The 24,926-nt window shown below is 45.9% G+C and carries 22 protein-coding genes; 11 read left to right on the top strand and 11 right to left on the bottom strand.

The window, feature by feature from the left end:
* Positions 1–238 precede the first annotated feature (238 nt).
* From EOO49_RS07715 to EOO49_RS07735, 5 genes are all read left to right on the top strand, one after another.
* On the top strand, positions 239–1,096 hold the full coding sequence (locus EOO49_RS07715; protein WP_290844351.1) for an MBL fold metallo-hydrolase: 858 nt from the start codon (positions 239–241) through the stop codon (positions 1,094–1,096).
* A gap of 16 nt (positions 1,097–1,112) precedes the next feature.
* Entirely contained in the window at positions 1,113–2,702 is a 1,590-nt protein-coding gene (locus EOO49_RS07720) for a S8 family peptidase (protein ID WP_290844352.1), read from the top strand.
* A 93-nt stretch (positions 2,703–2,795) separates the two neighbouring features.
* Positions 2,796–4,394 carry a S8 family peptidase gene (locus EOO49_RS07725; RefSeq protein ID WP_290844353.1) on the top strand — a complete coding sequence of 533 codons (1,599 nt, stop codon included), beginning with the start codon at positions 2,796–2,798 and terminating at the stop codon, positions 4,392–4,394.
* Between the two features lie 59 nt (positions 4,395–4,453).
* A complete protein-coding gene (locus EOO49_RS07730; RefSeq protein WP_290844355.1) occupies positions 4,454–6,319 on the top strand; it encodes a M1 family metallopeptidase in 1,866 nt (621 codons plus the stop codon).
* Positions 6,320–6,384: 65 nt separating this feature from the next.
* Positions 6,385–7,089, top strand: coding sequence for a hypothetical protein (locus EOO49_RS07735; protein ID WP_290844357.1), 705 nt, complete (start codon positions 6,385–6,387; stop codon positions 7,087–7,089).
* A 388-nt stretch (positions 7,090–7,477) separates the two neighbouring features.
* On the opposite strand, the gene EOO49_RS07740 is transcribed toward EOO49_RS07735, so the two are convergent.
* On the bottom strand, positions 7,478–7,750 hold the full coding sequence (locus tag EOO49_RS07740) for a hypothetical protein (protein WP_290844359.1): 273 nt from the start codon (positions 7,748–7,750) through the stop codon (positions 7,478–7,480).
* Between the two features lie 251 nt (positions 7,751–8,001).
* Between EOO49_RS07740 and rnpA the strand changes: the two genes are divergently transcribed.
* From rnpA to EOO49_RS07760, 4 genes are read left to right on the top strand one after another with little or no spacing between them, the layout of a single operon-like run.
* Entirely contained in the window at positions 8,002–8,391 is a 390-nt protein-coding gene (gene rnpA, locus EOO49_RS07745; RefSeq protein WP_290844361.1) for a ribonuclease P protein component, read from the top strand.
* Between the two features lie 44 nt (positions 8,392–8,435).
* Entirely contained in the window at positions 8,436–9,311 is an 876-nt protein-coding gene (locus EOO49_RS07750; RefSeq protein WP_290844363.1) for a DUF4349 domain-containing protein, read from the top strand.
* Positions 9,312–9,314: 3 nt separating this feature from the next.
* A complete protein-coding gene (locus EOO49_RS07755; protein ID WP_290844365.1) occupies positions 9,315–10,952 on the top strand; it encodes a S41 family peptidase in 1,638 nt (545 codons plus the stop codon).
* A 1-nt stretch (position 10,953) separates the two neighbouring features.
* Positions 10,954–11,772, top strand: a complete 819-nt coding sequence (locus EOO49_RS07760) for an OmpA family protein (RefSeq protein ID WP_290844367.1) — start codon at positions 10,954–10,956, stop codon at positions 11,770–11,772.
* A gap of 27 nt (positions 11,773–11,799) precedes the next feature.
* Here the strand turns inward: EOO49_RS07760 and EOO49_RS07765 are convergent, their stop codons facing one another.
* The 9 genes from EOO49_RS07765 to EOO49_RS07805 all read right to left on the bottom strand — a co-directional run bounded on the left by EOO49_RS07765 (position 11,800) and on the right by EOO49_RS07805 (position 20,915).
* A complete protein-coding gene (locus EOO49_RS07765; protein ID WP_290844369.1) occupies positions 11,800–12,246 on the bottom strand; it encodes a GNAT family N-acetyltransferase in 447 nt (148 codons plus the stop codon).
* 2 nt (positions 12,247–12,248) lie between these two features.
* Positions 12,249–13,217: a DUF4837 family protein gene (locus EOO49_RS07770; RefSeq protein ID WP_290844371.1), complete on the bottom strand. Its 969-nt coding sequence runs from the start codon at positions 13,215–13,217 to the stop codon at positions 12,249–12,251.
* 39 nt (positions 13,218–13,256) lie between these two features.
* Positions 13,257–15,314 carry a LysM peptidoglycan-binding domain-containing protein gene (locus EOO49_RS07775; protein WP_290844372.1) on the bottom strand — a complete coding sequence of 686 codons (2,058 nt, stop codon included), beginning with the start codon at positions 15,312–15,314 and terminating at the stop codon, positions 13,257–13,259.
* Between the two features lie 285 nt (positions 15,315–15,599).
* A complete protein-coding gene (locus EOO49_RS07780; protein WP_290844373.1) occupies positions 15,600–16,787 on the bottom strand; it encodes a phosphoglycerate kinase in 1,188 nt (395 codons plus the stop codon).
* A gap of 152 nt (positions 16,788–16,939) precedes the next feature.
* A complete protein-coding gene (locus tag EOO49_RS07785; protein WP_290844374.1) occupies positions 16,940–17,956 on the bottom strand; it encodes a T9SS type A sorting domain-containing protein in 1,017 nt (338 codons plus the stop codon).
* Between the two features lie 106 nt (positions 17,957–18,062).
* Positions 18,063–18,515: a hypothetical protein gene (locus EOO49_RS07790; RefSeq protein WP_290844375.1), complete on the bottom strand. Its 453-nt coding sequence runs from the start codon at positions 18,513–18,515 to the stop codon at positions 18,063–18,065.
* Between the two features lie 191 nt (positions 18,516–18,706).
* The gene (locus EOO49_RS07795; protein ID WP_290844377.1) at positions 18,707–19,216 is read right to left on the bottom strand and encodes a hypothetical protein; all 510 of its coding nucleotides are present in this window, start codon (positions 19,214–19,216) and stop codon (positions 18,707–18,709) included.
* Positions 19,216–19,908 carry a LytTR family DNA-binding domain-containing protein gene (locus tag EOO49_RS07800; RefSeq protein ID WP_290844378.1) on the bottom strand — a complete coding sequence of 231 codons (693 nt, stop codon included), beginning with the start codon at positions 19,906–19,908 and terminating at the stop codon, positions 19,216–19,218. Before EOO49_RS07800 ends, EOO49_RS07795 begins: the two co-directional genes overlap by 1 nt.
* The gene (locus EOO49_RS07805) at positions 19,905–20,915 is read right to left on the bottom strand and encodes a sensor histidine kinase (protein ID WP_290844379.1); all 1,011 of its coding nucleotides are present in this window, start codon (positions 20,913–20,915) and stop codon (positions 19,905–19,907) included. The genes EOO49_RS07800 and EOO49_RS07805 overlap by 4 nt, the downstream gene beginning before the upstream one ends.
* Positions 20,916–21,116: 201 nt before the next feature.
* On the opposite strand from EOO49_RS07805, the gene EOO49_RS07810 reads away from it, so the two are divergent.
* On the top strand, positions 21,117–22,265 hold the full coding sequence (locus tag EOO49_RS07810) for a DNA polymerase III subunit delta' (RefSeq protein ID WP_290844381.1): 1,149 nt from the start codon (positions 21,117–21,119) through the stop codon (positions 22,263–22,265).
* A gap of 3 nt (positions 22,266–22,268) precedes the next feature.
* A complete protein-coding gene (locus EOO49_RS07815) occupies positions 22,269–22,649 on the top strand; it encodes a DoxX family membrane protein (protein ID WP_290844383.1) in 381 nt (126 codons plus the stop codon).
* Here EOO49_RS07815 and EOO49_RS07820 read toward each other — a convergent pair.
* Positions 22,612–24,918 (bottom strand): helix-turn-helix domain-containing protein, encoded by a 2,307-nt coding sequence (locus EOO49_RS07820; protein WP_290844386.1) that lies wholly within the window; start codon positions 24,916–24,918, stop codon positions 22,612–22,614. The genes EOO49_RS07815 and EOO49_RS07820 overlap by 38 nt on opposite strands.
* Positions 24,919–24,926 lie beyond the last annotated feature (8 nt).

Here is a 24,926-nt window from a genome sequence, read left to right on the forward strand (position 1 = left end):
GAACGATCGGTTAAATCCTGTTTCGCAATCAATTGACAATCAAATCAGTCTTTCGGATTTTGGCCCGATTTTTTTCGGTTCCGTTCAAATAATGCGCAAAGATAGTGTAAAACGAACTTTTGGCCGCATCCGCCAACATTTTTATAACGAATGAGGCGATAGAAATCGGCAATGGTTTCGGCATTTGGAGAACGAATCGTTACATTTGCGATTCACTTCTGCAAAAATTTTCCGAAATATGAAATTGTATCCGATTGAAGCCGGGAATTTCAAGCTCGACGGAGGCGCCATGTTCGGCGTAGTTCCGAAAACCATCTGGCAAAAGACCAATCCGGCCGATTCCAACAACCTCATCGACATTGCCGCGCGCTGCCTTTTAATCGAAGACGGCAACCGACTGATTCTCATCGATACCGGAATGGGCGACAAGCAATCTGACAAATTCTTTGGCTATTACTCGCTTTGGGGCGATCATTCCATCGAAAAATCACTGGCCAAGTACGGATTTTCGAAAGATGACATCACCGATGTTTTCATGACGCACCTACATTTTGACCATTGCGGCGGCTCGATCGTCTGGAACAAAGACAAATCGGGTTACGAACCGGCTTTCAAAAACGCCAAATTCTGGACGAACGAAAACCATTGGGACTGGGCGACAAAACCGAATGCTCGCGAAAAAGCGTCGTTTCTATCCGAAAATTTGCTTCCGATGCAACAAAGCGGCCAATTAAACTTTCTGCAAAATCCAAAGTCTGACTTCCAGGCGACTTCTGAACTTGGTTTCGGAATCTATTATGTGGACGGACATACCGAAAAAATGATGATTCCGTATATCGATTACAACGGGAAAACAATTGCGTTCGCGGCCGATTTGATCCCGACCGCCGGACACATCCCGGTAAATTACGTGATGGGTTACGACACGCGTCCGCTTTTGACGATGCCCGAAAAGAGCAAATTCCTGACCGACGCTTTGGCCGATAATTTCTACATTGTGCTCGAACACGACGCTCACAACCAAGTCATTACCGTAGAACAGACAGAACGCGGCATCCGACTTAAAGAAACCTTCACTTGCGAAGAAATTTTCTGACGATAAAAACAACAACATGAATAAAAAATTCTCCTCAAAAACACTTTCGGCTCTTGCGATCGCCGCACTTTTTGTCACATTCAACGCAACGGCCCAAGTTTCGGCCAAAAATGTGACGGCTAAGAAAAAGCCTTTAGCCGAAAACGACCTCAAGCGCTGGAGCGATCTTGATCTCGAGAAAGATTCCGTCGCCGGAATGAGCGTCGACCGCGCCTACAAGGAATTGCTCAAAAACAAGAAAAGTACGACTGTAATCGTGGGCGTAGTCGATTCTGGCGTCGACATCGATCACGAAGATCTGAAAGGCAAAATCTGGACGAACACCAAGGAAATCGCAGGAAACGGAATCGACGATGACAAAAACGGTTATATCGACGACGTTCACGGTTGGAACTTTTTGGGTGACGCTGTCGCGGAGACGTTGGAAATTACGCGTATGGTGAAAAAATCCGATCCGAATGCGCCAGGTTATGCAACCATGAAAGCCGATTTTGACAAACAATACAAAGCGGCTCAGAAAAACCTCAAGTCGAGCGAGGACATGATCAAAGCGCTTTCGTCGATTCGAAAAGAACTCGGCAAAAACGATTTCACGGTCGACGATCTCAACAAATTCAACAGCAAAGACACTTTGGTGACGCGCCTTAAACCTCGCGTGATCACGTTGCTTGGCCGCATGAAACCCGAAGAACTCGACAAGTTCGTGGCAAGCTCGAAAGAACGCGCCGAATCTCAGGTAAACGTAACCTTGAACGTCGATTACAACGAACGGATGAAAATGGACGATCCGGATAATTTCGACAAGAAAAACTACGGAAACAACCAAGTTTACGGCCCGGACAAAAAATCGACAACCCACGGAACGCACGTTTCCGGAATCATCGCGCAAGTTCGCGGCAATGAATTCGGTGGCGATGGCGTGGCCGAAAACGTTTTGATCATGCCCGTAAGAACCGTTCCGAACGGAGACGAATACGACAAGGACGTCGCGCTTTCGATTCGCTACGCGGTCGACAACGGCGCAAAAGTCATCAACGGAAGTTTCGGGAAAGCTTATTCGCCGCATCCGGAATGGGTTTGGGATGCAATCAGATACGCAGCCAAAAAAGACGTGCTTATCGTGATGGCCGCCGGAAACAGCGGAAACGACATCGACCTGGTAGAAAACCAGAATTTCCCGATGGATTTCGACAAAACCAACAAGGAAGTCGCTGAAAACGTGATTACCGTCGGTGCATCGAATTCGACTTACGGCGAAAATCTCGTCGCGCCATTTTCCAACTACGGAAAACAGAACGTGGACGTTTTCTCACCGGGAACGCGCATTTACGCCACGACTCCGGAAAATACATATGCTTATCTGCAAGGAACTTCGATGGCCGCGCCGAATGTGGCCGGAGTTGCCGCTTTGATCCGTTCTTATTATCCGAAATTGTCGGCGGCTCAAGTCAAGCAGATCTTGATGACTTCTGGAGTGAAGCCAGACGTTACGGTCGTTCTTGGAAACAAGCGCGAGAAAAAACCGTTTTCCGAAGCCAGCCGCGGCGGCACGGTCGTGAACGCTTACAACGCGCTTTTGATGGCCGAAAAAATGTCCAAAAAATAAAAAAATCGTCATAACTTTCTGTTAATCGGAAGATTCGTTGTAACGAAAGACGATACTTTTAGACCCATTTTAAAAAATAGAAACATTCAAAAAATGAGATTATACACTCCTTATGTCGCGACAGCTCTTATCGCGGCGATGCTTACCGGATGTGGCGCAACCAAGACTGCCGTCGCTCCTATTTCTGCTTCAACTGTAATTACCGCCAAAAAAGGCCAACTTGCCGAACCTGCTTTGCAACGCTGGAGCGACCTCGATCCGGTTAAAGACTCGATTCCCGGAATGAGCGTCGATCGCGCTTATGCCGAATTGCTCAATGGCAAAAAAGGGCAAAAAGTCGTTGTCGGGATTATCGATTCAGGCGTCGATATCGACCATGAAGATCTGCAAGGCATGATTTGGACGAATCCGAAGGAAATCGCAGGAAACGGAATCGACGACGACAATAACGGTTATATCGATGACGTCCACGGATGGAATTTCCTTGGCGACTCGAACGACGAAAACCTCGAATTGACGCGTATGTTGAAGAAAGGCGACGACGGATCGGCCGAGTACAAAAAAATGAAAGCCGCGTTCGACGACGAATATCAGCAGGCACTTGCCGGGAAACAACAGGTCGATTTCATTTTCGCCGCCAATCAGCAAATCAAGGCGCATCTGAAAAAAGACAATTATACTTTGGATGAACTCAAAGGCATTTCCACTTCTGACCAAAACCTCAACAGAAGCAAAATGGTGATGATGAGCGTCATCCAACAGGTTGGCCCGAACTTCAACGAAGACCTGAACGAATACAAAAAACAGGTTTTCGACCAACTCAACTACCAATTGAACCTTGAGTTCGACGGACGTAAAGCTGTAGGTGACAATCCGGAAGACATCAACGACAAAAAATACGGAAACAACCGTGTTTACGCGCTTGACAAAGAAGCTTCGTTGCACGGAACGCACGTTGCGGGAATCATCGCACAGATTCGCGGAAACGGAAAAGGCGGAGACGGTGTTTCTACAACAGCCGAAATCATGGCAGTTCGCGCGGTTCCAAACGGTGACGAGTATGACAAAGACATCGCATTGGCAATCCGTTATGCGGTTGACAACGGAGCGAAAGTCATCAACGGAAGTTTCGGAAAAAGCTATTCGCCTCACAAACAATGGGTTTACGACGCGATAAAATATGCCGCGAGCAAAGACGTTCTGATCGTGCACGCTGCCGGCAACGACGGAAAAGATCTCGACGATCCGGCAAACGCGAATTTTCCTAACGATTCTGACGATTCAGGAGCTACGGAATTCGCTGACAACGTCTTGACAATCGGAGCTTTGAACAACACTTACGGACCAGGTTTGGTAGCCGGATTCTCGAACTACGGACAGAAAAATGTAGACATTTTCTCGCCGGGTTCCAAAATATACGCAACAGTTCCGAACAACAAATACAAATACGAGCAAGGAACGTCAATGGCGTCTCCAAATGCGGCTGGTGTCGCGGCTTTGATAAGATCTTACTATCCGAAACTTTCGGCTGCACAAGTCAAGAAAATCATCATGGATTCTGGCGTGCCGGTCACTTTCGAAGTCGTTTTGGGCGATAAGGAAGAAAAGCGTCCGTTTACGAACGCCAGTGTTTCGGGCAAAATGGTCAACGCCTACAACGCTTTGATCATGGCCGAACAAATGTCAAAATAAGCGGAACTAGTTTCAAATCAAACGGAAGTAACCCTTCCGTTTTTTTTATTTTTGGGAATATGAAAAACATGATTTTACTCGCGCTTTTCGGATGCATTTCAGTCCACGCGCAAAACGGTTACTGGCAACAGCACGTCAATTACAAAATGGACGTTTCCATGGACGTGAAAACTTACAGATACAAAGGAAAACAGACGCTCGAGTACACGAACAATTCACCCGATACCTTGCGCCGCGTGTTCTATCATCTGTACAACAACGCCTTCCAACCCGGAAGCGAGATGGACGCGAGAATCCAATCGATTAAAGATCCTGACGGACGAATGGTCACCAAAACCAAAGGCGCCGACGGAAAAGACATCGTCAAAAGTCGCATCGCCGCGTTGAAACCGGAAGAAATCGGTTATCTGAAAATCGACAATTTCAAGCAGGACGGCGCTTCCGCGGATGCCAAAACAGTCGGGACAATCCTCGAAGTCACTTTGGCAAAACCGATTCTGCCGCACGCCAAGTCGACTTTTTCGCTTGATTTTGACGGACAGGTTCCGGTTCAGATCCGTCGTTCCGGACGCAATAATTCCGAAGGTGTCGATCTTTCGATGTCGCAATGGTATCCGAAATTGGCCGAATACGACTTCGAAGGCTGGCACACCGATCCTTACATCGCGCGTGAATTCCACGGCGTTTGGGGCGATTTCGACGTGAAGATCACGATCGACAAAGAGTACGTTTTGGGCGGAACGGGTTATTTGCAGAATCCGAACGAGATTGGGCATGGCTATCAGGACAAGGGAAAAACGGTCGAATATCCGAAAAAGGCGAAAACCTTGACCTGGCATTTCGTGGCGCCGATGGTTCACGATTTCACTTGGGCCGCCGATCCAAAATACAACCACGACGTTTTCGACGGACCGAACGGCGTAAAATTGCATTTTTTGTGGCTCGACAATGCGGAATTCAACAAGAATTGGAAAGATTTGCAACCTGCGACGGCGCGTCTTATGGACATTTATAACAAAACCGTCGGCAATTATCCTTACGAGCAATATTCGGTGATTCAAGGCGGCGACGGCGGAATGGAATACGCGATGTGCACCTTGATTATGGGAACGGGCAAATTCGACGGACTTTTGGGCGTCACCGCTCACGAAATGGCGCACTCGTGGTTTCAGCACGTTTTGGCTTCGAACGAGAGCAAACACGGTTGGATGGACGAAGGTTTCACGTCATTCCTCGAAGACTTCGGACTCAACGAGATCGCCGATAAAAAGTCTGAAAATCCTTGGGCTGGCGCTTATCGCGGATACAATTCCATGGCAAATTCGGGTGTCGAACAGCCGCAGTCGACGCATTCCGATCGATTTGACCAAAATCGCGTTTACAGCATCACGTCTTACAGCAAAGGCGAGATTTTCCTTTCGCAACTCATTTACGTGATCGGGCGGGAGAATCTGATGAAAGCAATAAAGCGGTATTATGCCGATTTCAAGTTCAAACATCCAACTCCGAATGACATCAAACGCGAGGCAGAAAAAACTTCGGGCGCGATTCTGGATTGGTATTTGACAGATTGGACGCAAACCACGAATACGATCGATTACGGCATAAAATCGGTAAGCGAAACTGCCGACGCGACTTCGGTTACGCTCGAAAGAATCGGGCGAATGCCAATGCCGATCGATCTTATCGTCGAATTCGAAAACGGTACGAAAGAATACTTCTACGTTCCGCTTCGCATGATGAGTTTCGAAAAACCGAGTCCTTACCCGAGTTTGAAACGCACGGTTTTGCAAGATTGGGCTTGGGCGATGCCGACTTATGAATTCAAGATTCCGATCAAATCCGGAAAGGTGAAAACAATCCAGATCGATCCCAGCGGACTTATGGCCGACGTCAAACCCGAAAACAATTCGTGGAAAAAATAACTTTCGATTTTCTATTTTAGAGCGGGCTTTTCAGTCCGCTTTTTTTATCCGAAAAAATCTGTTCTATGAGATATCTAGTTGTGGCTTTTTGCTTTATCGCGCTTTTTTCGTGCAACAAAAATCCGAAGGAAAAAACAATTATAGACAACCAGAAAGCGTCCGATTGCGATACGATTCTCAAAGTTCTTGCCCGACAATCTGGTTTGAATCTGAAGGATTACGACGCGTTTTTTGTCCGGATCGAATCGCAGGCAAAAGACGAAATCACGATTCAAGTTTATGCGGAAAATGCTGTAGAAAACGAGCAAAAGAACGAAAGCACGATCGCTTGGCTCAAACTTACTCCGTCGGGAAAAGAACTTTACGACATCACATCCGATCCTGAAAATCCAAAGAAAATGCACCTCGAGGAATCGCTTTTGCAACAACTCGCAAAAAGTTGCCGGTTCGAGATTCCCGAAAAAGCCGACGATTTGCCTGACGGAATGCTTTCAAAAGAAACCGCCAACATCAAAAACCTCAGCATTCAAGAAGCTTACGGTCAATTTTTGATCTCGAAAGAATTCGAGGATGCAAAACTTCTTTTGCCGTATCTGCCCAAAAACGACACGATCGTCAAAGTTGGAGAAAATGGCCTGATCGACATCGATTACAAACTTTCCGGAAAGGCGATTTTCATGACCTTGAACTATGAAGGCGGCGTGACCGAAATCAGTTTCGAGCAACTTGGAAAAAATGTGAAGCGACAGATCACGCATTCTGCCGATTGATTCTAGGACAGCTTTCCGCTGAAGTCGATATGTCCAAAAAGCAAAAAACCCTTCCAAATTTACTTTAGAAGGGTTTCTGTTTTCAGGTATGCCAAATCATCGGCTTTTCCCTGAAATGCGCCTGAAATTTGATCTCAGGACTTCGTGTTGAGTTGTTGTTGAGTTGTAGTAGTTATCCGCTTTTTTTGCCAGCAGTTGTTTCTTCAACCTGCGGATAGCGCTTATATTTTCAGAACGTCAATTTCTATAATGTAAAGTTACGTCAGCCTTGAGTGTTTTGCGTTTCAGCATTTTACCCAAGATTTACACGATTTTCATTTAAAGAAAATGCCCTCAGAATTCGTTGCAGTTTCCAAGGGCATTTTTCTCAATGGTTGTCACACATTCCTTATTTTGTCGGAGCCGGAACAGCTTTTTTCTCTGTTGTGGTCGTCTCCGTTTTGGTTGCTGGGCTAGTTGTAGTTGCCGGAGTCTGTGACGAAGTGGTTGTGGTTGTTGTCTGGGACGCTTTTTTGGCATCAGGAGAAGTCGTAGTCGAAGTTGACGTAGAAGTCGCCGGAGTCGCGGTCTCAGTTTTAGTAGTTTTGGTTTCTTTTTTTGTTTCCTGTGCAGATGCGAAAGCTCCGGTCAAGAGCATGGCGCAAAAAAGCAATTTTTTCATGAGTATGTTATTTCGTTGTTGTTTCTTTTGCTCAGAAGAAGCAAGTTCGGTGCCGCTATCCGAAACGTGTCGGAAATGACTTATACCGATTCATCAAACGGCTGATTATCAGATGAAAAATAACTATTCCGACAAAAATCCGGCAGCATTCCGTCGGACACAAAACTGTGGAAACCTGTGGAAGCATTGTAGAAATTTCCCCGAAAAACCTGTAGAAGCGATTCCCGACTCACTTTCGTACTTTTGCCGATATGGCGTTCACTTACCCAAAATCTGAAAAACTCAAAAGCCGAAAGACGATCGAAAAATTGTTTTCCGAAGGAAAATCGGTTTCAAAATTCCCTTTGCGCTTGGTTTACGTCGAAAATCCGGACGAAATCGAAACGATCCAAATGGGCGTTTCGGTTTCCAAACGCAATTTCAAAAAAGCCGTCGATCGCAATATTTTCAAACGACAGTTGCGCGAAGCCTATCGGTTGAACAAACACATTTTGCTCGAAAACCTCGACAAACCTTATGCTTTCATGTTTTTGTACCAATCCAAAGACAGACTTTCGCACGAGGAAATCCAATCCAAAACCATCGCACTTTTTGAGAAATTCAAAGTGCGGGATCTTCCGAAATTGGATGAAAACCGATAATACTTTTTTACCGATTGTTTTCGTTCTAACACAAACCAACACCAATGAAAACAATTTTTACGCTCTTGCTTTCGGCTTGCATTCTTGTCGGATGCAACAAAAAATCGGAGCCTGCCGACAAAACTTATTATGCTTCCGCGGAAACCACCGAAGAAGTCGCTGCAGTCGAGGAATCCGCTCCCGCCGCCGACATGAAAGTTATGGCCTCACCGCTTCCACCAAAAGTCGATCGCGTGGACTTCGTGAAACCCGTCGTACAAATCCAGCAGAAAATCATCCGTTCGGCCGATCTCAAATTCCAGACCGACGACCTTTCTAAAACCAGCGGGCGCATCCTTTCCTCTTTAAAAAAATTCGGTGGTTTTCTGCAAGACGACAGCGAAACCAAAGAAAATGACCAAGTCTCGAGAACTATTTTGGTGCGCGTTCCGGCGAAAAATTTCGATGCTTTCCTTACCCAAATCTCCGAAGGAGTCGCTTTTTTTGACGAAAAGAACATCACTTCCCAAAACGTCACAGCCGAGTACATCGACAACGAATCGCGAGTCAAAACCCAAAAGGCGCTCGAAAATCGCTATCTGCAACTTTTGGGAAAAGCCAACAAGGTTTCGGAAATGCTTGAAATTGAGGAAAAACTCTCGCAAATCAGGGAAGAAATCGAAGCCAAGCAAGCGCGTTTGAATTATCTACAGACGCAAGTCGACATGAGCGCTTTCACCATCACTTTCTACAAAAATGTTCCGCAAAAGGAAAGTGCGTCGGTTTCCTTTGGAAGCAAAATCTGGAACGCCGTGGTTTCAGGCTTGAACGGCCTTTTGGATTTCTTGGTCGGCCTGCTCGAAATGTGGCCTTTTATTATTATTTTAGTCGCCCTCATACTGTTCTTCCGCAAGCGATTCAGAAGACGGAAAACCAATTGAATCATGTACACTTTCCTTAAGAAAAGATATGTGCTTCCCGCTGTCGGAGCCGGACTTTTGTTCGTTGGCGCCAGTTTTAGGGAAGACTTTTTCGAAGTTGCCAAACAAATCGAGATTTTCACCGAACTCTTCAAGGCCGTAAACGAGAATTACGTAGACGAGACGAATCCGGGCGAACTCATGGATCACGCGATCAAGAACATGCTCGCCGATCTCGATCCTTACACGGTTTATTTCAACGAGGCCGATGTGGTTAAATTCAAGATCAACAATACGGGCGAATACACAGGAATCGGAGCGCTTTTAACGCGCAAAGAAGGCGTTTTGATCGTGAAAGAACCGTACAAGGGTTATCCGGCAGACAAAGCCGGACTCAAAGCCGGAGATGAAATTGTCCAGATTGGCGACGTGAGTCTCATCGATTTCAAGGAAGACGCCGGCCAATTGCTCAAAGGCGCGAAAAACACCAAGATCGATCTCAAGTACAAACGTCAGGGCAAAGTCATGACGACGCAGTTGGTTTTGGACGAAGTCGAGCTCAAAGCCGTTCCGTTTTTCTCGAAAGTCGACGACAAAACCGGTTATATCGTGCTTTCCCAATTCAACAAACGCGCGTCTTTGGAAACCAAAGAAGCTTTGGAAAGTTTAAAACGCGACGGAGCCGAAAGAATCATTCTCGATTTGAGAGGCAATCCCGGTGGACTTTTGGCCGAAGCGGTGAACATCTGCAATTTATTTGTTCCGAAGGGTGAAGTGATCGTGACCACGAAATCCAAGCTCGAGAAACACAACAATACCTACAAAACAACTCGCGATCCCGTCGACGCCGAGATTCCTTTGGTGATTTTGGTAGACGGAAAGTCGGCATCAGCTTCGGAAATCGTTTCGGGCGCGCTGCAGGATTTGGATCGCGCGGTGATTGTCGGGAGCAGAAGTTTCGGAAAAGGTTTGGTGCAACGTCCGATAGATCTCACTTACGGAACGCAGCTCAAAGTTACGATCTCGCGTTATTACACGCCTTCTGGCCGATGCATACAGGCTTTGGATTACGCGCACCGCGACAAGGACGGAAAAGCGATCCGAACCGAAGCGGCCAAATACAATGCATTCAAAACCCGAAAAGGACGCACGGTCTTTGACGGTGGCGGAATTCAGCCTGACGTTGAACTTTCTGAAGCAAAAGCCAGCCCAATCTCTGACGCTTTGATCAAAAACGACGGGATTTTCAATTACGTAACCGATTATTATTACAAACATCCGGGCAACGACAAAACGGTTCCGGCCATTTCCGATGCTGATTTCGTCGATTTCAAAGCCTTTCTCAAAAAAACGAATTTCTCTTTTGACACCGATACCGAAGTCGCTTTGAAAAAAACATTGGAAGCGGCCAAAAAAGAAAAAATCGACGCCTCGATCCAAACGGAATACCAGTCGCTTTTGTCGGCTTTGCAAAAAAGTGAGGATGCGCAAATCTCGAAAAACCAGAATGAAATCAAGGAGCTTATCCGCGATGAAGCCATAAAACGCTACCAGTACAAGGAAGGCCTTTACCAATATTACACGAAGAACAATTCCGAAATCAAGAAAGCCGTCGCAATTTTGAACGCTCCGGCCGAATACAACAAGTTACTCAAGATCTAAAATGCGTCTGAAAACCTTACTGTCGCTATTGTTCCTGTGCGCCATCGGTCATGCTCAGGAAAACGTTGTCCAATCGGTTTATTTTCAATTCGACAAATTCGCGCTCGACGCCAATCAGGGCAAAGCCGTAGTCGATTTTATCAAGAAAGCCGACTCCACGCGAATCGAATCCATAGAAATTTTCGGATACACTGACGACCGCGGAAAAGATGCGTACAACACCAAACTTTCCACCCAACGCGCGGCCGAAGTCCAAAAACGAATCGTTGCCGCCGGAATCAAAAGCAAAGTTATCGTGACCATCGAAGGAAAAGGGAAAATCACGATCGAAGACGATTTGGAACCCGAGAAAATTCCGGAGAAGCGCTCCAAAAACAGGCGCGTCGACGTGGTTTTGAACCTGCGTCCGTTGCCAAAGATCGTGCTTCCGGGAATGTACACCGCGATTCCAAAGAATCCCGTCATTGGCGATCACATCTATCTCGAAAACCTTTTGTTCGAACGCGGCAGCAGCAAACTGACTTTCAAGGCCAAGACGCAACTTGATCAGTTGGCCAAAATCCTCCAAAAACAAAAAAACTTAAATTTCGAGATTCAGGGACATGTTTGCTGTGTTCCGCCCTATCAGAACGAAGCCATCGATTTGGCGACCAAAAAGCGCAAACTTTCCACGAATCGCGCCGAGGCCGTCTACAAATATCTCGCGGTCAAAAAAATCGCGAAAGAGCGCATGACTTTCAAGGGTTATGGGAATAAAGTGCCGCTTGGAAAAGATTTCGAATACGACCGACGCGTTGAATTGGTAATCACCAAAATCTAAAATCAGGCCCGATTTGTTCGGGTTTTTTTATGCGCGTTTCATGTGAATATGCGGAATATCATCCTCCAGATATTCTTCGCCTTCACTCACAAAACCGTGAGATTCATAGAATTTCTTGAGATACAATTGCGCCGAGATCGCGATTTCGGTTTGCCCGAATTCATCCGAAATGACGTTTATTGCTTCGCGGATCAAATCGTGTCCAAATTTGTTCGCGCGAACGTTTTGCGCAACAACGACACGCCCGATAGAAGTTTCCTCGTAAGAAATTCCCTTGTCGAACAACCTCGCGTAAGCGACGATTTTTCCGTCGATTTCCCCAAACAGATGTAACGCAACGTCATCCTTTCCATCTATGTCCTGATAAACGCAGTTTTGCTCGACGACAAAGACCTCAGAACGCAATTGCAGGATTTGGTATAGCTCGGCAGCAGAAAGCGCCTCAAAACGCTTTATTTTGAATTTTAATTCCATTTTTATTTTTTAGAAGGGAAACGAAGCGTTTTCAGGATGGCTTCCAATTCGAACATCAACTCGCGCTTTTCACGTGACGGCGCGTAGCAAAAACCTTCAGCGACGATGTAAATATGGCGTTTGGCGTCGTAAATGCAATAATTCAGGAACGGTCCGGACATGAAATCGTTGTTCAGTTGCCAGGTTCCGCGGGTTTCGAAAGCGCGGTGTCCGTCAATCGACAAATTCGAGAAATAAGGCGTATAGGAGTTTTCAGTCATCATATCGGCATTTGGTTTTGTGCCGTGGATGTATTTTCTTCCGATGGAATCGCGAACGTCCACAATCTTTCCGACAGTAGGCGTTCCGATAAATTTTTCGGGAATCTGGTAAATGATGATACTTGTACTTCCCGAGACGATTTCCTTTTTGAACCAAAGAAATTTGCGGCGTTTCATCACCATTCGGTAATCTGGCGGAATGTCGAGCGCAACCTTGAATTTGGCCTCGACGGCTTTGTCGCTTGCGAGCGATTTCCTCAAATGGATTTGCGCCTGCCGGATTTCGGTATTCCTGATTCTGTTTATGATTTCGGGCGCGTTTTCCTCAATCAGATTGATGATATCGGCTGTGTTTTTCCCGTAGATGTAAACGACGTTTTGAGGCGTCATAAACTGATCTTGCTTGATCTCGAAACTTGTTCGGTCGGTTTTTTTTATAACGATGATGTTTCGGCTGTTTGTCGTGTAACCTTCGAGCAGCTTCACCGGATACTGATTGATCGTGAAAAGCGGTTCTTCCTGAGGCAAACCCAAAACCGGAGATGCGAATTTATTGCGCAACGAATCACCAATTTCACCGTTCCAAAGCACGTCGTCGATGATAAGCGAAATCTGGTTGTAGTTCTCGGAAGCTTTCGCATCGGCCTTTTTCCTGTCGCACGAAAGAAAGGCGATCGGCAAAAAAAGCAATAAAAAAAGGGCTTTCTTCATGAGTTGAACAAAGCCCTAAAAGTAATCAATATTTTGTGGTCATCCGCTAATCTTGAGCTTCATTCCCGGTTTGAGATTGTTGCCGCTTATGCCGTTCCATTGTTTTAATTCGGAAACACTTACACCCGATTTCTTGGCGATGCTGAACAGAGAATCACCTTTTTTCACGTAATAGTGATCCTCGACTTTTTTGGCCGCCGCAGCATATTTGTCTCTTTTCGATGGTTTTTCAACCGATGCCACGTCGTTGGAAACTTCTGTTCTGGCCACGACCAATTTCGCGCCGACCATAACATTGTCATCTGACAGATTGTTCCATTGTTTCAAATCTTCGACCGACACATTGTTTTTCTTGGCAATCACACTCAAAGCGTCTCCGCGCACAACCGTGTATTCTGTCGTTCTGTATTTTGGTTCGTCGCTCGATTTCGCTACGGAATCTTCCCCATTTACCAAATCGGCAACTTTCAATTTCGAATTCAGTCGCACAACGCTGTTAGACATGTTGTTCCATTTTTTCAGATCTTCAACCGAAACATTGAATTTCAACGCGATCGCAGCGAGATTGTCACCTTTCTCGACTACGTAAAACTGGGGATTTTCAGATCCGAGAATCGTCGCTGACGAAACCGTGGTCGACGCAACCGCATCCTGTTTTTTGGTTTCGGCCACAGCGACTTCCGTTTTTGGTTCGTCCTTTTTCCTGGCGTTTACCGCGACAGCTTCCGTAGTTACGATTTTGAGCGTTTTTCCGAGTGGCGCTACGTTTTTGCGAAGTCCGTTCGAACGTTTGATGCTCGCAACCGAAACGCCGTATTTGTCTGAAATCTCACCCAAGCTATCGCCTTTGCGGACTTTGTGGTATTTGACGTGTGTTTTGGTCACGAATCCGTCATCGGAGACTTTCTGTCTGTTCGAACGACTTGAATCTTTCGAGGCCAAAGCCGATTGAATTGCGCTGTAAGGTCTTTCGCGGCGTGCATTTTCGTGATCCGCGTAAGCGTAAATCCTCTCTTCGTTAGAGGTGAAAATCGCCATTTTGTCATTTGGCAATCTCAGGTAATGCATTTTGTCGAAGTACGCCGGAATCACGTTCAATTTGTATGACGGATTCAGCAACTGCAATTGCGCCATCGGAATGTCGAGCAAATCAGACAGTTGCTTGAAAGACAATTGCTTTTTGACCATTACCGTATCGGTCTGAAAATGCTTTACCATCGCGCGGTTCGGCACGATTCCGTGTTCTTTGTGATATTCGTAAATGTACATCGTGGCAAGGAAAGCGGGAACATAACCGGCTGTTTCCTGCGGAAGATGTTTCCTGATATTCCAAAAATTCTGTTTTCCGCCAGAGCGACGGATCGCCTTCGCAACGTTTCCAGGTCCGGAATTGTACGAGGCCAAAACCAAATCCCAATCTCCGAAAATGCGGTACATGTTCGCCATGTATTGAGCCGCAGCCTCGCTGGCTTTCAACACATCGCTTCTTTCATCGACATAAGAATCGATTTTAAGATTGTACTGTTTCCCGGTTTGGTACATGAACTGCCAAAGTCCGGTCGCTCCTACTCTTGAAACCGCTTTCGGGTTCAAAGCCGATTCGACGATAGCCAAATACTTGATCTCGAGCGGAACGTTGTATTTTGCGAGCGCTTCCTCGAACATCGGAAAATAATATTCCGAGATGGCCATCAGACGTTCGTAGGCGCGTTTGCGGTTTTTTAGAAAATTCTTGGTGAGGTTCTCGAGTCCGGCATTGTACTCGATGTTGAACGGAGATTTTGAGTCCATTTCGGCGAGCCTTTTCTTGAAAAGCTCTGTTGACCAACCGTCGTTGTAATCGACGCTGCGATTCAAGTCGAGGTTTCTGATATCGGCCGAAAGATCGTTGAAAATTTCAGGGTTCGTGAGTTCCTTCATCCAGAGGCTGTCTACGCAGGCGGCCATTTTGTCGTACACGAAAGTACTTTTTATGGAATCGAGATAAGATTGTTTGATCTCAGGTTTTACTGCTTGTTCCGAACTCGCCGCGTCTTGGGCGAATGCCGAAGCCGAGATTGTCAGCAGTAAAGAAAGTGTGGCATTTCTTAGATTCATTCTCTACGTTTTTATGGTCTTTTCATGCGGGAAATCCTACAGCATAAAGACTTCAATTCGTGATAGGTTATACTTCTGAAAATTTTGTGCACAGTAACACAGAACGTGCCAAAAAGCTATCTTCCAACTTTTTGGGATTTGCAAACATAGTAATACTATAACAAAATTCACTAATCTTATAACTGCAAATTCGTGTTTGGAGTATACTTTTTAACATTCCGATGCATATTATTAACACAAAAGGCCGTCACAAAGACAGCCTTTTGGTTTTTATGTTGTCAGATATTAGTCAAGAATCGCGGCGATTCCAGGCAATGTTCTTCCTTCGAGCATTTCGAGCATCGCACCGCCACCGGTAGAAACGTAACTCATTTTTGGCTCAAGGCCGAATTGCTTCACTGCAGAAACCGAATCTCCACCGCCAACAAGCGAAAATGCTCCGTTTTTCGTGGCTTCGGCTATATAATTTCCGAGTTCGATAGTTCCGTTGGCGAAATTTTCCATTTCAAAAACCCCAACCGGGCCGTTCCAAAGAATGGTTTTCGATTCCAAAACGACCTTCTTGAACTTCTCCAAAGTCTTCGGACCCGCGTCAAGACCTTGCCATCCGTCAGGAATTTTGTCTACGTCGACGATTTTCGTATTTGCGTTATTGTTGAAATCATCGGCCGCGATTACGTCAACCGGAATGTGAACCTGCACGCCTTTTTCTTTTGCTTTCTTGAGAATTTCCAAAGCCAGATCCAATTTGTCGTTTTCACAGATTGAATCGCCAACTTCTCCGCCTTGCGCTTTGATGAATGTGTAGGTCATTCCGCCGCCCAAGATCATGTGGTCCACTTTGTCGAGAATGTTCTCGATTACCGTGATTTTCGTCGAAACTTTCGATCCGCCCAAAATTGCCGTGACCGGTTTTTCGCTGTCTTTCAAGACTTTGTTCAAGCTTTCGATTTCTTTGGCCAAAAGCAATCCGAAGCATTTCTCGTTCGGGAAAAATTTGGCTATAATCGTAGTTGAAGCGTGCGCGCGGTGCGCCGTTCCAAAAGCGTCGTTCACATAAATGTCGCCCAAAGACGCGAGTTCTTTCGCATAGTTCTCATCTCCGGCTTCTTCCTCGCTGTAAAAACGCAGGTTTTCAAGCAACAGGATTTCGCCCGGTTTCAAGTCTTCCGAAGCTTTTTTGGCCGCTTCACCTCTTGAATCTTCGGCGAATTTTACAGTCACGCCAAGCACTTCAGAGGTCTTGTCCAAAATATGTTTCAACGAATATTTTTCCTCTTTTCCCTTCGGACGTCCCAAGTGCGACATCAAAATGACGCTTCCGCCGTCTTTGAGGATTTTTTCGATAGTCGGTTTTGCAGCTTCGATGCGCGTGTCGTCTGTAACTTTGAAATTCTCGTCCAAAGGAACATTGAAATCAACGCGAATCAGCGCTTTTTTATCCTTGAAATCGAAATTGTCTACGGTTTTCATTGTGGTTTGATTTGTATGAGATTAGGCAAATATAAGTTTTTTGGCCGAGGCGCATTTCCGCTTGACGGAACCTTCAAAAAGAAAAACCTCAAATGTCCTAGTAGGCGCGGACATAAGAGGTTTTTGCGTAAAACAGGTTGTAATAAATTGAGTTACTTCACCAGCATTTTTCGGCTTTGGGTGAATGTTCCTTGAGCGTTCTGGACTTTCACGGTAAAAATATAAGTACCGCTCGAAAGTGAATATTCGCTTCTTGTGATGTTAAGATTGTTGGCGCCGGCGTTCAGGCTGAATTTCTTGAGCATTCCGGTTTGGCGGCCGTTGCCATCAAAGACAGTCAGTGAAACGTTCGACGCACTTTCCAGAATTAACGGAATTGTCGTCGCTTCCTGAAATGGGTTCGGATAATTCTGCCCGATAACCGCGTTTTGGCGCTCGGAATCGTCCACACCCAGAGATGGACCGTTCACGTAGATGGTGTGTTCCAAAGTGTATCCGCCAGAAAGCGAGCCAGAAACGGCCGACATTTCGCTGGTTACTCCATCAGAAAAAACATTGTCGTTGGCGTTGTACGTGTAACCGTTCATCCCTTTCGTGTAACCGTAAGCGGTGGCAGCATTTACGGCGTTGACGGCGCTCGAAGCGCCTTCCGGAAAAGCGATTTGCGTAACCAGAAGCGAAGTTCCAGAGGCCGTATAGATATGGACATGAATGTGGGTCGCGCGACCCGTATACCAGCCTGGGAAAATAGACGTGAAAGTCACTTTTCCGTCGGCGTCTGTGGTTTGTCTTCCGCGGAGGAAGTTATAAGCGGTGTAATTCGCTGGTTGCATGCCCGTGCCGCCGTATTGGGAATAATTCCCGTCTTTGTCGCAATGCCAGATATCGATGATGCAATTTTGGTAAGCGGCGCAAGCGGCATTTTTGTTCTTGATGTAAATATTGGCGGTAAACGCGACACCGGTTCGGTCGCCAACGATATTCGAGGTCGCGTAAGACGAAGGATTTATCGTAGGAAAAGGTCCGGCGGTTTCGGAATTCGTCACGGTGCAATCCAAAGCTTCCTCGACCGACGCCTGCGTGAGGTGTGTCGCTTTCAGCATTTCTGGTGCCAACATGGCCATTCCCAAAAATCCTAAACTGTTTTTAAGGAAAACTTTGCGCTCCATTTGTGGTTTTGGTTAAATTCTTGAACAAATCAACAAGAACACTTCCAAACAAAAAAGTTAATGAGGTAAAAGCGAAAGATTTCGAGGTAAAAACGCAATGAAATCGTTATCGCGAATCAAGCTTTGTTTCGATTACAAGCAATATCGCATTGCCCGACAGCGCTTCGAAGTCATGATTTTCAGCTTCAGAAATCGATAATGCGTCGCGGGTTTCAAGTAATCGGTCGTCGAACTCGAAAGCGCCGTTTATCACAAATGCGAAAAGTCCTTTTGAAATTTCGGTTTTGAACTCGCCTTTTTGGCGTCCGTCGAACATTCCCAAAAAACCTTTGGTCGAACCGATCTCGAAAGCGTTCTGCAAGACATTGTGTTCATCCGAAAGCGAATTTTGAGTTTCAATTTCGGATTTTTCGTCTACGCGGATGATCAAGAAATTGATTTGTTCCCGTTCATAAGGATTCGAAACGGACTCCAATTGCGAAGCATCGACCGACAAAATTTCGCCAGGAGAAAGCGTGATTTCTTTTTGGAAAAGTGAAACTATAATCGCGCCGATCATCGGAACAACCACAATTGATCCGCTTTTAAAATTATACTCCTTTGTACGATTTGCGCTCAAAGTTTCCTCGTCAAAAATTGAAATCAGTCCAAAATTTGAACGAAATTCCTTGTTAAAATCAAAAAGACTTAGATTTCTGTGCCACTCCGATTCAGATTTTTCGCGACTTGTACCCGTATAAATTTGCGCTTTCACGATTTTTTGAACGAATAGATGTTGAGCAAATGTTGGTTCGCGATCAGCAACGTGCGAAGTTCTTGTCCGTTCTGAAAATCGTCCGCATCCGAGGCATCGCAAACCAAAAAACCGTTGGCCGAACTTGAAATCAGGAAAAATTGTTTGGAAATCAAATCAACCGAAATCTTATGCTTCGATTGGTCGAGAAAATCGCTATTCTGGATTTCGAAATAAAATTGGTTCAGCGCAAGCGACTCGCCGTTCGCATCGTAAACCACAGGAAGTTTTCCGTCGAGAATCTGAATGCTGGGATAAACCGCCGGACTTACCCTCGAATGGATCGTCTCGGCATTCGGTTCGTTTTTGAGAAAGTCGGCAAAAGATTCGTACCGTGCGAAATTCCCGAAGTTCTGAATCTGAAGTTTGTATTCGAACCAAGTCGCGTCAAACAAGGCTTTGTCCCAAGTCGATTGGGAATCTTTGTCGATAATCCGCCTGAGCGAAAACCGCACGAAACCTTGCATTACACGTCTTTTTGTATCGCCGCCAGAAAATCCTTTTCGTAACTCGCCGACACCGGAATTTCCTCTTCGCCAACATGCACCATCTTATTTCGGATTTTCTCGATTTTGTTGATTGAAACGATAAACGATCTGTGCACGCGGATAAAATCTTTGGAAGGCAATTTTTCGATAATCGCTTTCATGGTCATGCGCGCGACAACGGTTTTTTGATTTTGGATGTGGATTTTGAGATAGTCGTCCAAACCTTCGATGAACAAAATATCGGCAATTGGAATCTTGACCAGACTGTAATCGGCACGGATGAAAAGAAATTGCTGCTCGGCGTTCTGGTTTTGGTAATTCATCTGCGTTTTGACCTTCTCGAGAGCTTGCGTAAACCTCGAAAGCGAAAACGGCTTCATGATGTAATCGACTGCGTTCAGGTTGAAACCTTCGACTGCATATTCGGAATAAGCCGTCGTAAAAATCACCATCGTCTTGTGCGGCAGATTCTTGTAGAAATCGATGCCCGAAACCGATGGCATATTGATATCGAGAAACAAAAGATCGACCGGATATTTCCGCAAGTGTTTCATCGCTTCTTCGGCCTTAGTGAACGTTTTTTGAAGATCGACGTAATCGATTTGTTCGCAAAGCGCTTTTAGTACGTCGAGAGCAGGCGGTTCGTCATCGAGGGCAATGGCTCGTATCATAAATCCATGTTCAATTTTACCGAATAATTTTCTTCGTCGTCCTTGATTTGCAGATTGTGGCGTCCGGCGTACAACATTTCGAGTCTTTCTATCGTGTTGGCCATTCCGATTCCGCCTTCTGTGCTGACCGAATGCACTTTTCTGTTGGCCACGAAAAGCGTCAAATGATCTCCGACAATCTCAATGCTGATTTGAATTTCGGAAATTTCATCGGGATTCACGCCGTGTTTGAACGCATTTTCGATGAACGATATGAGAATCAAGGGCGTAATTTTTTTTCCGAAAAGCGTTCCGACGCACATATATTCGATTTTCGCCGTGTCGCCAAGTCGCGATTTCTGCAACGCGATATAGTTGTTGATGTACACGATTTCCTTGTCAAGCTCGATCTGGTGCGTATTGGCGTTGTTCATGATATAGCGCATGAGCTCAGACAATTGCACAACCGAATCTGCGGTTTTTTCGTCCTTTCGGATGGCCAAAGCGTAAATGCTGTTGAGCGTGTTGAAAAGAAAATGCGGATTGATCTGCGCCTTCAACAGTGACAATTCGGCTTCCATCTTGTCGCTTTCAGTGGCTTGCAGTCGACGCGAAATCGACAGGAACAAACTCGCCAGAACCCCCGTGAGGTAAATCAGGATCGTGTGCGCGTGCTGGTTCGGTTTCATCATTGGCGCGTCTCCGAACTCGACAATTTTCGGTGCCGAATGCGGAATACCTTGTACTGGATGTTTGAAATCTGGACTTCCTTCGCCAAAAAGCGTTACTTCGGGACGATCGAAAAAGAACGCCATAAAAAGGAAAAAGCACAAAAACAGCGAGAGAATGAAAAAGTACAGCGTTTTCTTTTGTCCGAAATAAAGTCGTGGCGTGAGATAATAATAGTTCAGATAGAAAAAAAGCAGCAGGCAGAAATACACCGAAAAGTACGTGCGATCGTGTCCGTTGGACAATATTTTGGGAATCCGCAAGAAACTGCCTTCCGCCGTAAAGATGTACGGCAGCATCAAAAACGCTACGCACAAACACGCATGCGTCGCATAAAACGCAAAATTTCTTTTGGCAAAATATCCCATTCTCATAACAAAAGTACTTGCTGAGTCGGCCCGACTAAAATTAAAGCGGTAAAATACGGATTTCCTGCGGAGTTGGCGCAAACCTTGACTTTTCGCGCTTGGCTCTTTACCCGAATGCGCTATATTTGCGCCATGCAGTTTTCCCAAATCCTTGGTCAGGAACACCTCAAGAATCACCTGATGACGAGTGCTTCGTCCGGGAGAATTCCACACGCGCAACTTTTCGTCGGACCCGAAGGCAGCGGAACTTTGGCCGCCGCGATCGCTTATGCACAATTCGTGCTTTGCAAAAATGTCGGAAACGAAAATTCAGGCGGAAACGAATCCTGCAATCTCAAATTCGAGCATTTCCAACATCCGGATATGCATTTCGTCTATCCGACAGTCACAACCGACGATGTCAAGAAAAGCCCCAAAAGTCTCGACTTCCTTCTCGAATGGCGCGAATTCTTGAAGAACAATCCGTACGGAAGTCTTTTCGATTGGTACCAGATTTTGGGCGTCAAAAACAAACAAGGTGAAATTCGGGTTGAAGACGCGAAGGAAATCCTCAAAGCTTTGGCTCTCAAATCATTCGAAGGCGGATACAAAGTCATGATAATCTGGATGGCTGACAAACTCAATGTCGAAGCGTCGAACAAAATCCTCAAATTGCTAGAAGAACCGGAACCGATGACGGTTTTCATCCTGATTTCGGAACACGAGGAAGATATTTTGCAGACGATCCGCTCGCGTTGCCAGGTTTTGCAATTCAACGCCATTCCCGAAAAAATCATTGCCGACACTTTGGTCGCCAAAGAAAATATGGTGCCGCGTGATGCTTTGCGCCTGGCGCGCCAGGCTCAGGGAAATTTCAACAAAGCCTTGCATTTACTGCACGAAGACGGTGAAGACACGCCGTTTGAAGAATGGTTTGTGCAATGGGTTCGTGCGGCTTTTCGCGCAAAAGGAAATGCTTCGGCGATAAACGATCTGATCTCTTGGAGCGAAACCATTGCCGGTTTGGGACGCGAAACCCAAAAAAAGTTCCTCAATTTCTGCATCGACATTTTTAGACAGGCGCTTTTGCTCAATTACCAAGCCTCGCCGCTGGTGTATTTCGAACCGAAAGTCGACAAATTCAAACTCGAGAACTTTGCCCCTTTTGTGAACGACAAGAACATTTCGGAAATTTTTGCCGAACTTTCCGACGCCATTTACCACATCGAACGCAACGGGAACGCCAAGATAATCTTGACTGACCTTTCGATAAAACTCACACGTCTCATCCACAAAAAATAACCTATGAACTACGCATCCATACTCATTCTTTTGTTTTTGGCAGTGACTTTTATCCAATCAGGATACGACAAGGTTACCGATTGGAAAGGCAACGTGGGTTGGCTGAAGGAACATTTTTCGAAGACGTTTTTGCGCTCGAGTGTCCCGATGGCCTTGTTCGTCATTTTGGCATTGGAGCTCGCAGCCGGCATTTTTTGTGTCGTCGGAAGCATCCAACTTTTGACAAACGGTGAAAGAAACTACGGATTTTACGGAGCCGTTTTCTCGTGCATCACGTTGATTTTCCTGCTTTTCGGACAAAGGATCGCCAAAGATTACGACGGAGCGCGAACCATTGCGATTTACTTTATTCCTGCGGTGATGGCTGTGTATTGGCTTGGCTGAAATCGAGCGTTGCGCGGTATAATTTGAGTTCGTCCCAACTGAATTCTTCCCCGTGTTTTTCTTTCAGCATCCCGACGGTGTCGCTTTCCTTGAATCCGACGAAAACTTCCGAAAGTGCGTCGACGCGATCTTGAGTCAGAATGTCCGTAACTACGATAGTTTTGTTTTCGACGAGTTTTATCAAATGTCCGTAAATCGTCTGTTTGGTGAATTTTCGCTGTTGGGCAATTTCTTCCACCGACAAATTTTGCTGCCAAAGTTCGAAGGTTTCCAGAATTGTACTTTTCTTGGGTTCTTTCCTGCCTTTTTTCTTCGTCGGACGTTCGATCGTAACATTGTCGTTTTCGACGATAACTTCCCCGAATTTTTGACTGAAACGCTCCCGGATTTCGCGAATTTTGTCGTCGCGATAATTTCGGATTTTGGCCGTCGACAGATTTTCCCTGGACAATTCTTCGCCCGAAACCAAAACTTCCACAAAACGTTTCATCCGCAAAAGCGAGATCACGGCTTTGGTCTGTTCTTCCTCTAAATCAAGCAGTTCGGAGTAAAATTCCTTCGTTTTCTTGATTCTCCTCACCTCTTCCATTTTGAGAAAAAGTTCCGAAACCAAGTTGTCCATCGGATACAGAAAATAGTGCACCGCCGCTTCTATCCGATCTGAAATAAACTGCAAATCAGGATTTTCCGATTCAAAAAGCCGATCGAGTTGCAAACAGAATTTTGCCGCCGGATCAAGCAATTTTTCGATTGTCGCGTATTGGTTTTCGCCCCAAATCCTGTGGTTGCTTTTTTCGCTTTTGGTGATTTCCTGATTGTAACTGAACTTGTGATTGCGCCAACTTTGCGCCAAATCGAGCCAATCGAAGCTGTTCTTGAGATAGTTGCGCGTGAAATTTTTACTCTCGTTTTTGAGCGAATTCTCCAGGACATCGAGTTCCGACTTGTTTTCGGCGTATTCCATAACATCTCTGTCGTTCGCGAGCCCGTTCATACGCAGCGCGGAAAGCAAAATCAGGCCGTTTAACGAACGAAGGCGCGAAAAAGCGACGTAGGCTTGTCCTGGCTGGAAAATGTCGCTTACGTCAAGCGCGGCTTTGTCGAAAGTCAATCCTTGGCTTTTGTGGACGGTAATCGCCCAGGCAAGCTTGATGGGATATTGCACGAACGTTCCCAGAACTTCTTCGGTGATTTCTTTGTTGGACGGATTTACGACATATCGGATATTCTGCCATTCATAGCGCTCAACTGGAATCGTTTTGTTCTCTTCGGGAAAATTCACGAGGATTTCCTGATCGGACAAAGACACGACTGTCGCGGTCTTGCCGTTGTAGTAAAGTTTTTCGTTCGACAGATCGTTCTTTACGAACATCACTTGTGCGCCCACTTTCAATCGCAACGTTTCCTCTATCGGAAAAATCCTTTCGGGGAAATCGTCAGTAATTTCTGACTTATATTCAAAAGTCTGTTTATCTAGGACTTCAAGTGCCGCCGAATTGATCGCATCGGCTTTGTAATTGTGAGTCGTGAGCGTAATGAATCCGGGATGTTCACGCAAATTGAAGTCAGGTTGCACATGCGAGTTCAGGACGGCGATGTCTTCACGTGAAACGATGTTGTTGCGAAGATTGTTCAGGATGTTTATGAACGCGTCATCCGTTTGACGGTAAATCTTCGTAAGCTCGATGTACAAAGGCGGATTGCGTTGGACAACATGTGAATGGAAAAAGAATTTTCCGCGGTAATAGTTCTTGAGCGTATCCCATTCCTCATTTTTGATAACAGGCGGAAGTTGCAGCAAATCGCCGATAAACAAAACCTGCACACCGCCAAACGGGGCACTTTTCTTGCGAACCGTCTGCATCATGAAATCTACGGCGTCAATCAAATCGGCCCTAAGCATACTGACCTCGTCGATCACGAGCAATTCCATGTTTCGGATAACGCTGCGTTTTATGGCGCTCATCTTGAAGTGGCGACGCAAACTTTCTCGCGTTTCGAACTTTACGGAATCTGAAAATGTCGGTGCAGTAAAATCTGGAATAAAACCACCGAACGGCAGTTGGAACATGGAGTGAATCGTGACGCCACCAGCGTTCAATGCGGCGATTCCAGTTGGCGCGACCACGACCGTATTTTTGTGCGTAGTCTTGATGATTTCCCTTAGAAGTGTCGTTTTTCCTGTTCCGGCTTTTCCGGTGAGAAATATGGAGCGATCGGTTTGGTTGATGAATCGCAAGACGTAGGATGCGGCGTCAGATAGTATCATTTTGGCGT

It is taken from the genome of Flavobacterium sp., assembly GCF_004295795.1.
GTDB lineage: Bacteria > Bacteroidota > Bacteroidia > Flavobacteriales > Flavobacteriaceae > Flavobacterium.

Coding starts and splice junctions, on each gene's coding strand:
- EOO49_RS07790 (WP_290844375.1), bottom strand. CDS start 18,515: ATGATCGGCGCGATTATAGTTTCACTTTTCCAAAAAGAAATCACGCTT.
- EOO49_RS07780 (WP_290844373.1), bottom strand. CDS start 16,787: ATGAAAACCGTAGACAATTTCGATTTCAAGGATAAAAAAGCGCTGATT.
- EOO49_RS07810 (WP_290844381.1), top strand. CDS start 21,117: ATGCAGTTTTCCCAAATCCTTGGTCAGGAACACCTCAAGAATCACCTG.
- EOO49_RS07725 (WP_290844353.1), top strand. CDS start 2,796: ATGAGATTATACACTCCTTATGTCGCGACAGCTCTTATCGCGGCGATG.
- EOO49_RS07730 (WP_290844355.1), top strand. CDS start 4,454: ATGAAAAACATGATTTTACTCGCGCTTTTCGGATGCATTTCAGTCCAC.
- EOO49_RS07770 (WP_290844371.1), bottom strand. CDS start 13,217: ATGAAGAAAGCCCTTTTTTTATTGCTTTTTTTGCCGATCGCCTTTCTT.
- EOO49_RS07715 (WP_290844351.1), top strand. CDS start 239: ATGAAATTGTATCCGATTGAAGCCGGGAATTTCAAGCTCGACGGAGGC.
- EOO49_RS07760 (WP_290844367.1), top strand. CDS start 10,954: ATGCGTCTGAAAACCTTACTGTCGCTATTGTTCCTGTGCGCCATCGGT.
- EOO49_RS07755 (WP_290844365.1), top strand. CDS start 9,315: ATGTACACTTTCCTTAAGAAAAGATATGTGCTTCCCGCTGTCGGAGCC.
- EOO49_RS07750 (WP_290844363.1), top strand. CDS start 8,436: ATGAAAACAATTTTTACGCTCTTGCTTTCGGCTTGCATTCTTGTCGGA.
- EOO49_RS07795 (WP_290844377.1), bottom strand. CDS start 19,216: ATGCAAGGTTTCGTGCGGTTTTCGCTCAGGCGGATTATCGACAAAGAT.
- rnpA (WP_290844361.1), top strand. CDS start 8,002: ATGGCGTTCACTTACCCAAAATCTGAAAAACTCAAAAGCCGAAAGACG.
- EOO49_RS07720 (WP_290844352.1), top strand. CDS start 1,113: ATGAATAAAAAATTCTCCTCAAAAACACTTTCGGCTCTTGCGATCGCC.
- EOO49_RS07785 (WP_290844374.1), bottom strand. CDS start 17,956: ATGGAGCGCAAAGTTTTCCTTAAAAACAGTTTAGGATTTTTGGGAATG.
- EOO49_RS07820 (WP_290844386.1), bottom strand. CDS start 24,918: ATGATACTATCTGACGCCGCATCCTACGTCTTGCGATTCATCAACCAA.
- EOO49_RS07735 (WP_290844357.1), top strand. CDS start 6,385: ATGAGATATCTAGTTGTGGCTTTTTGCTTTATCGCGCTTTTTTCGTGC.
- EOO49_RS07815 (WP_290844383.1), top strand. CDS start 22,269: ATGAACTACGCATCCATACTCATTCTTTTGTTTTTGGCAGTGACTTTT.
- EOO49_RS07800 (WP_290844378.1), bottom strand. CDS start 19,908: ATGATACGAGCCATTGCCCTCGATGACGAACCGCCTGCTCTCGACGTA.
- EOO49_RS07765 (WP_290844369.1), bottom strand. CDS start 12,246: ATGGAATTAAAATTCAAAATAAAGCGTTTTGAGGCGCTTTCTGCTGCC.
- EOO49_RS07805 (WP_290844379.1), bottom strand. CDS start 20,915: ATGCTGCCGTACATCTTTACGGCGGAAGGCAGTTTCTTGCGGATTCCC.
- EOO49_RS07740 (WP_290844359.1), bottom strand. CDS start 7,750: ATGAAAAAATTGCTTTTTTGCGCCATGCTCTTGACCGGAGCTTTCGCA.
- EOO49_RS07775 (WP_290844372.1), bottom strand. CDS start 15,314: ATGAATCTAAGAAATGCCACACTTTCTTTACTGCTGACAATCTCGGCT.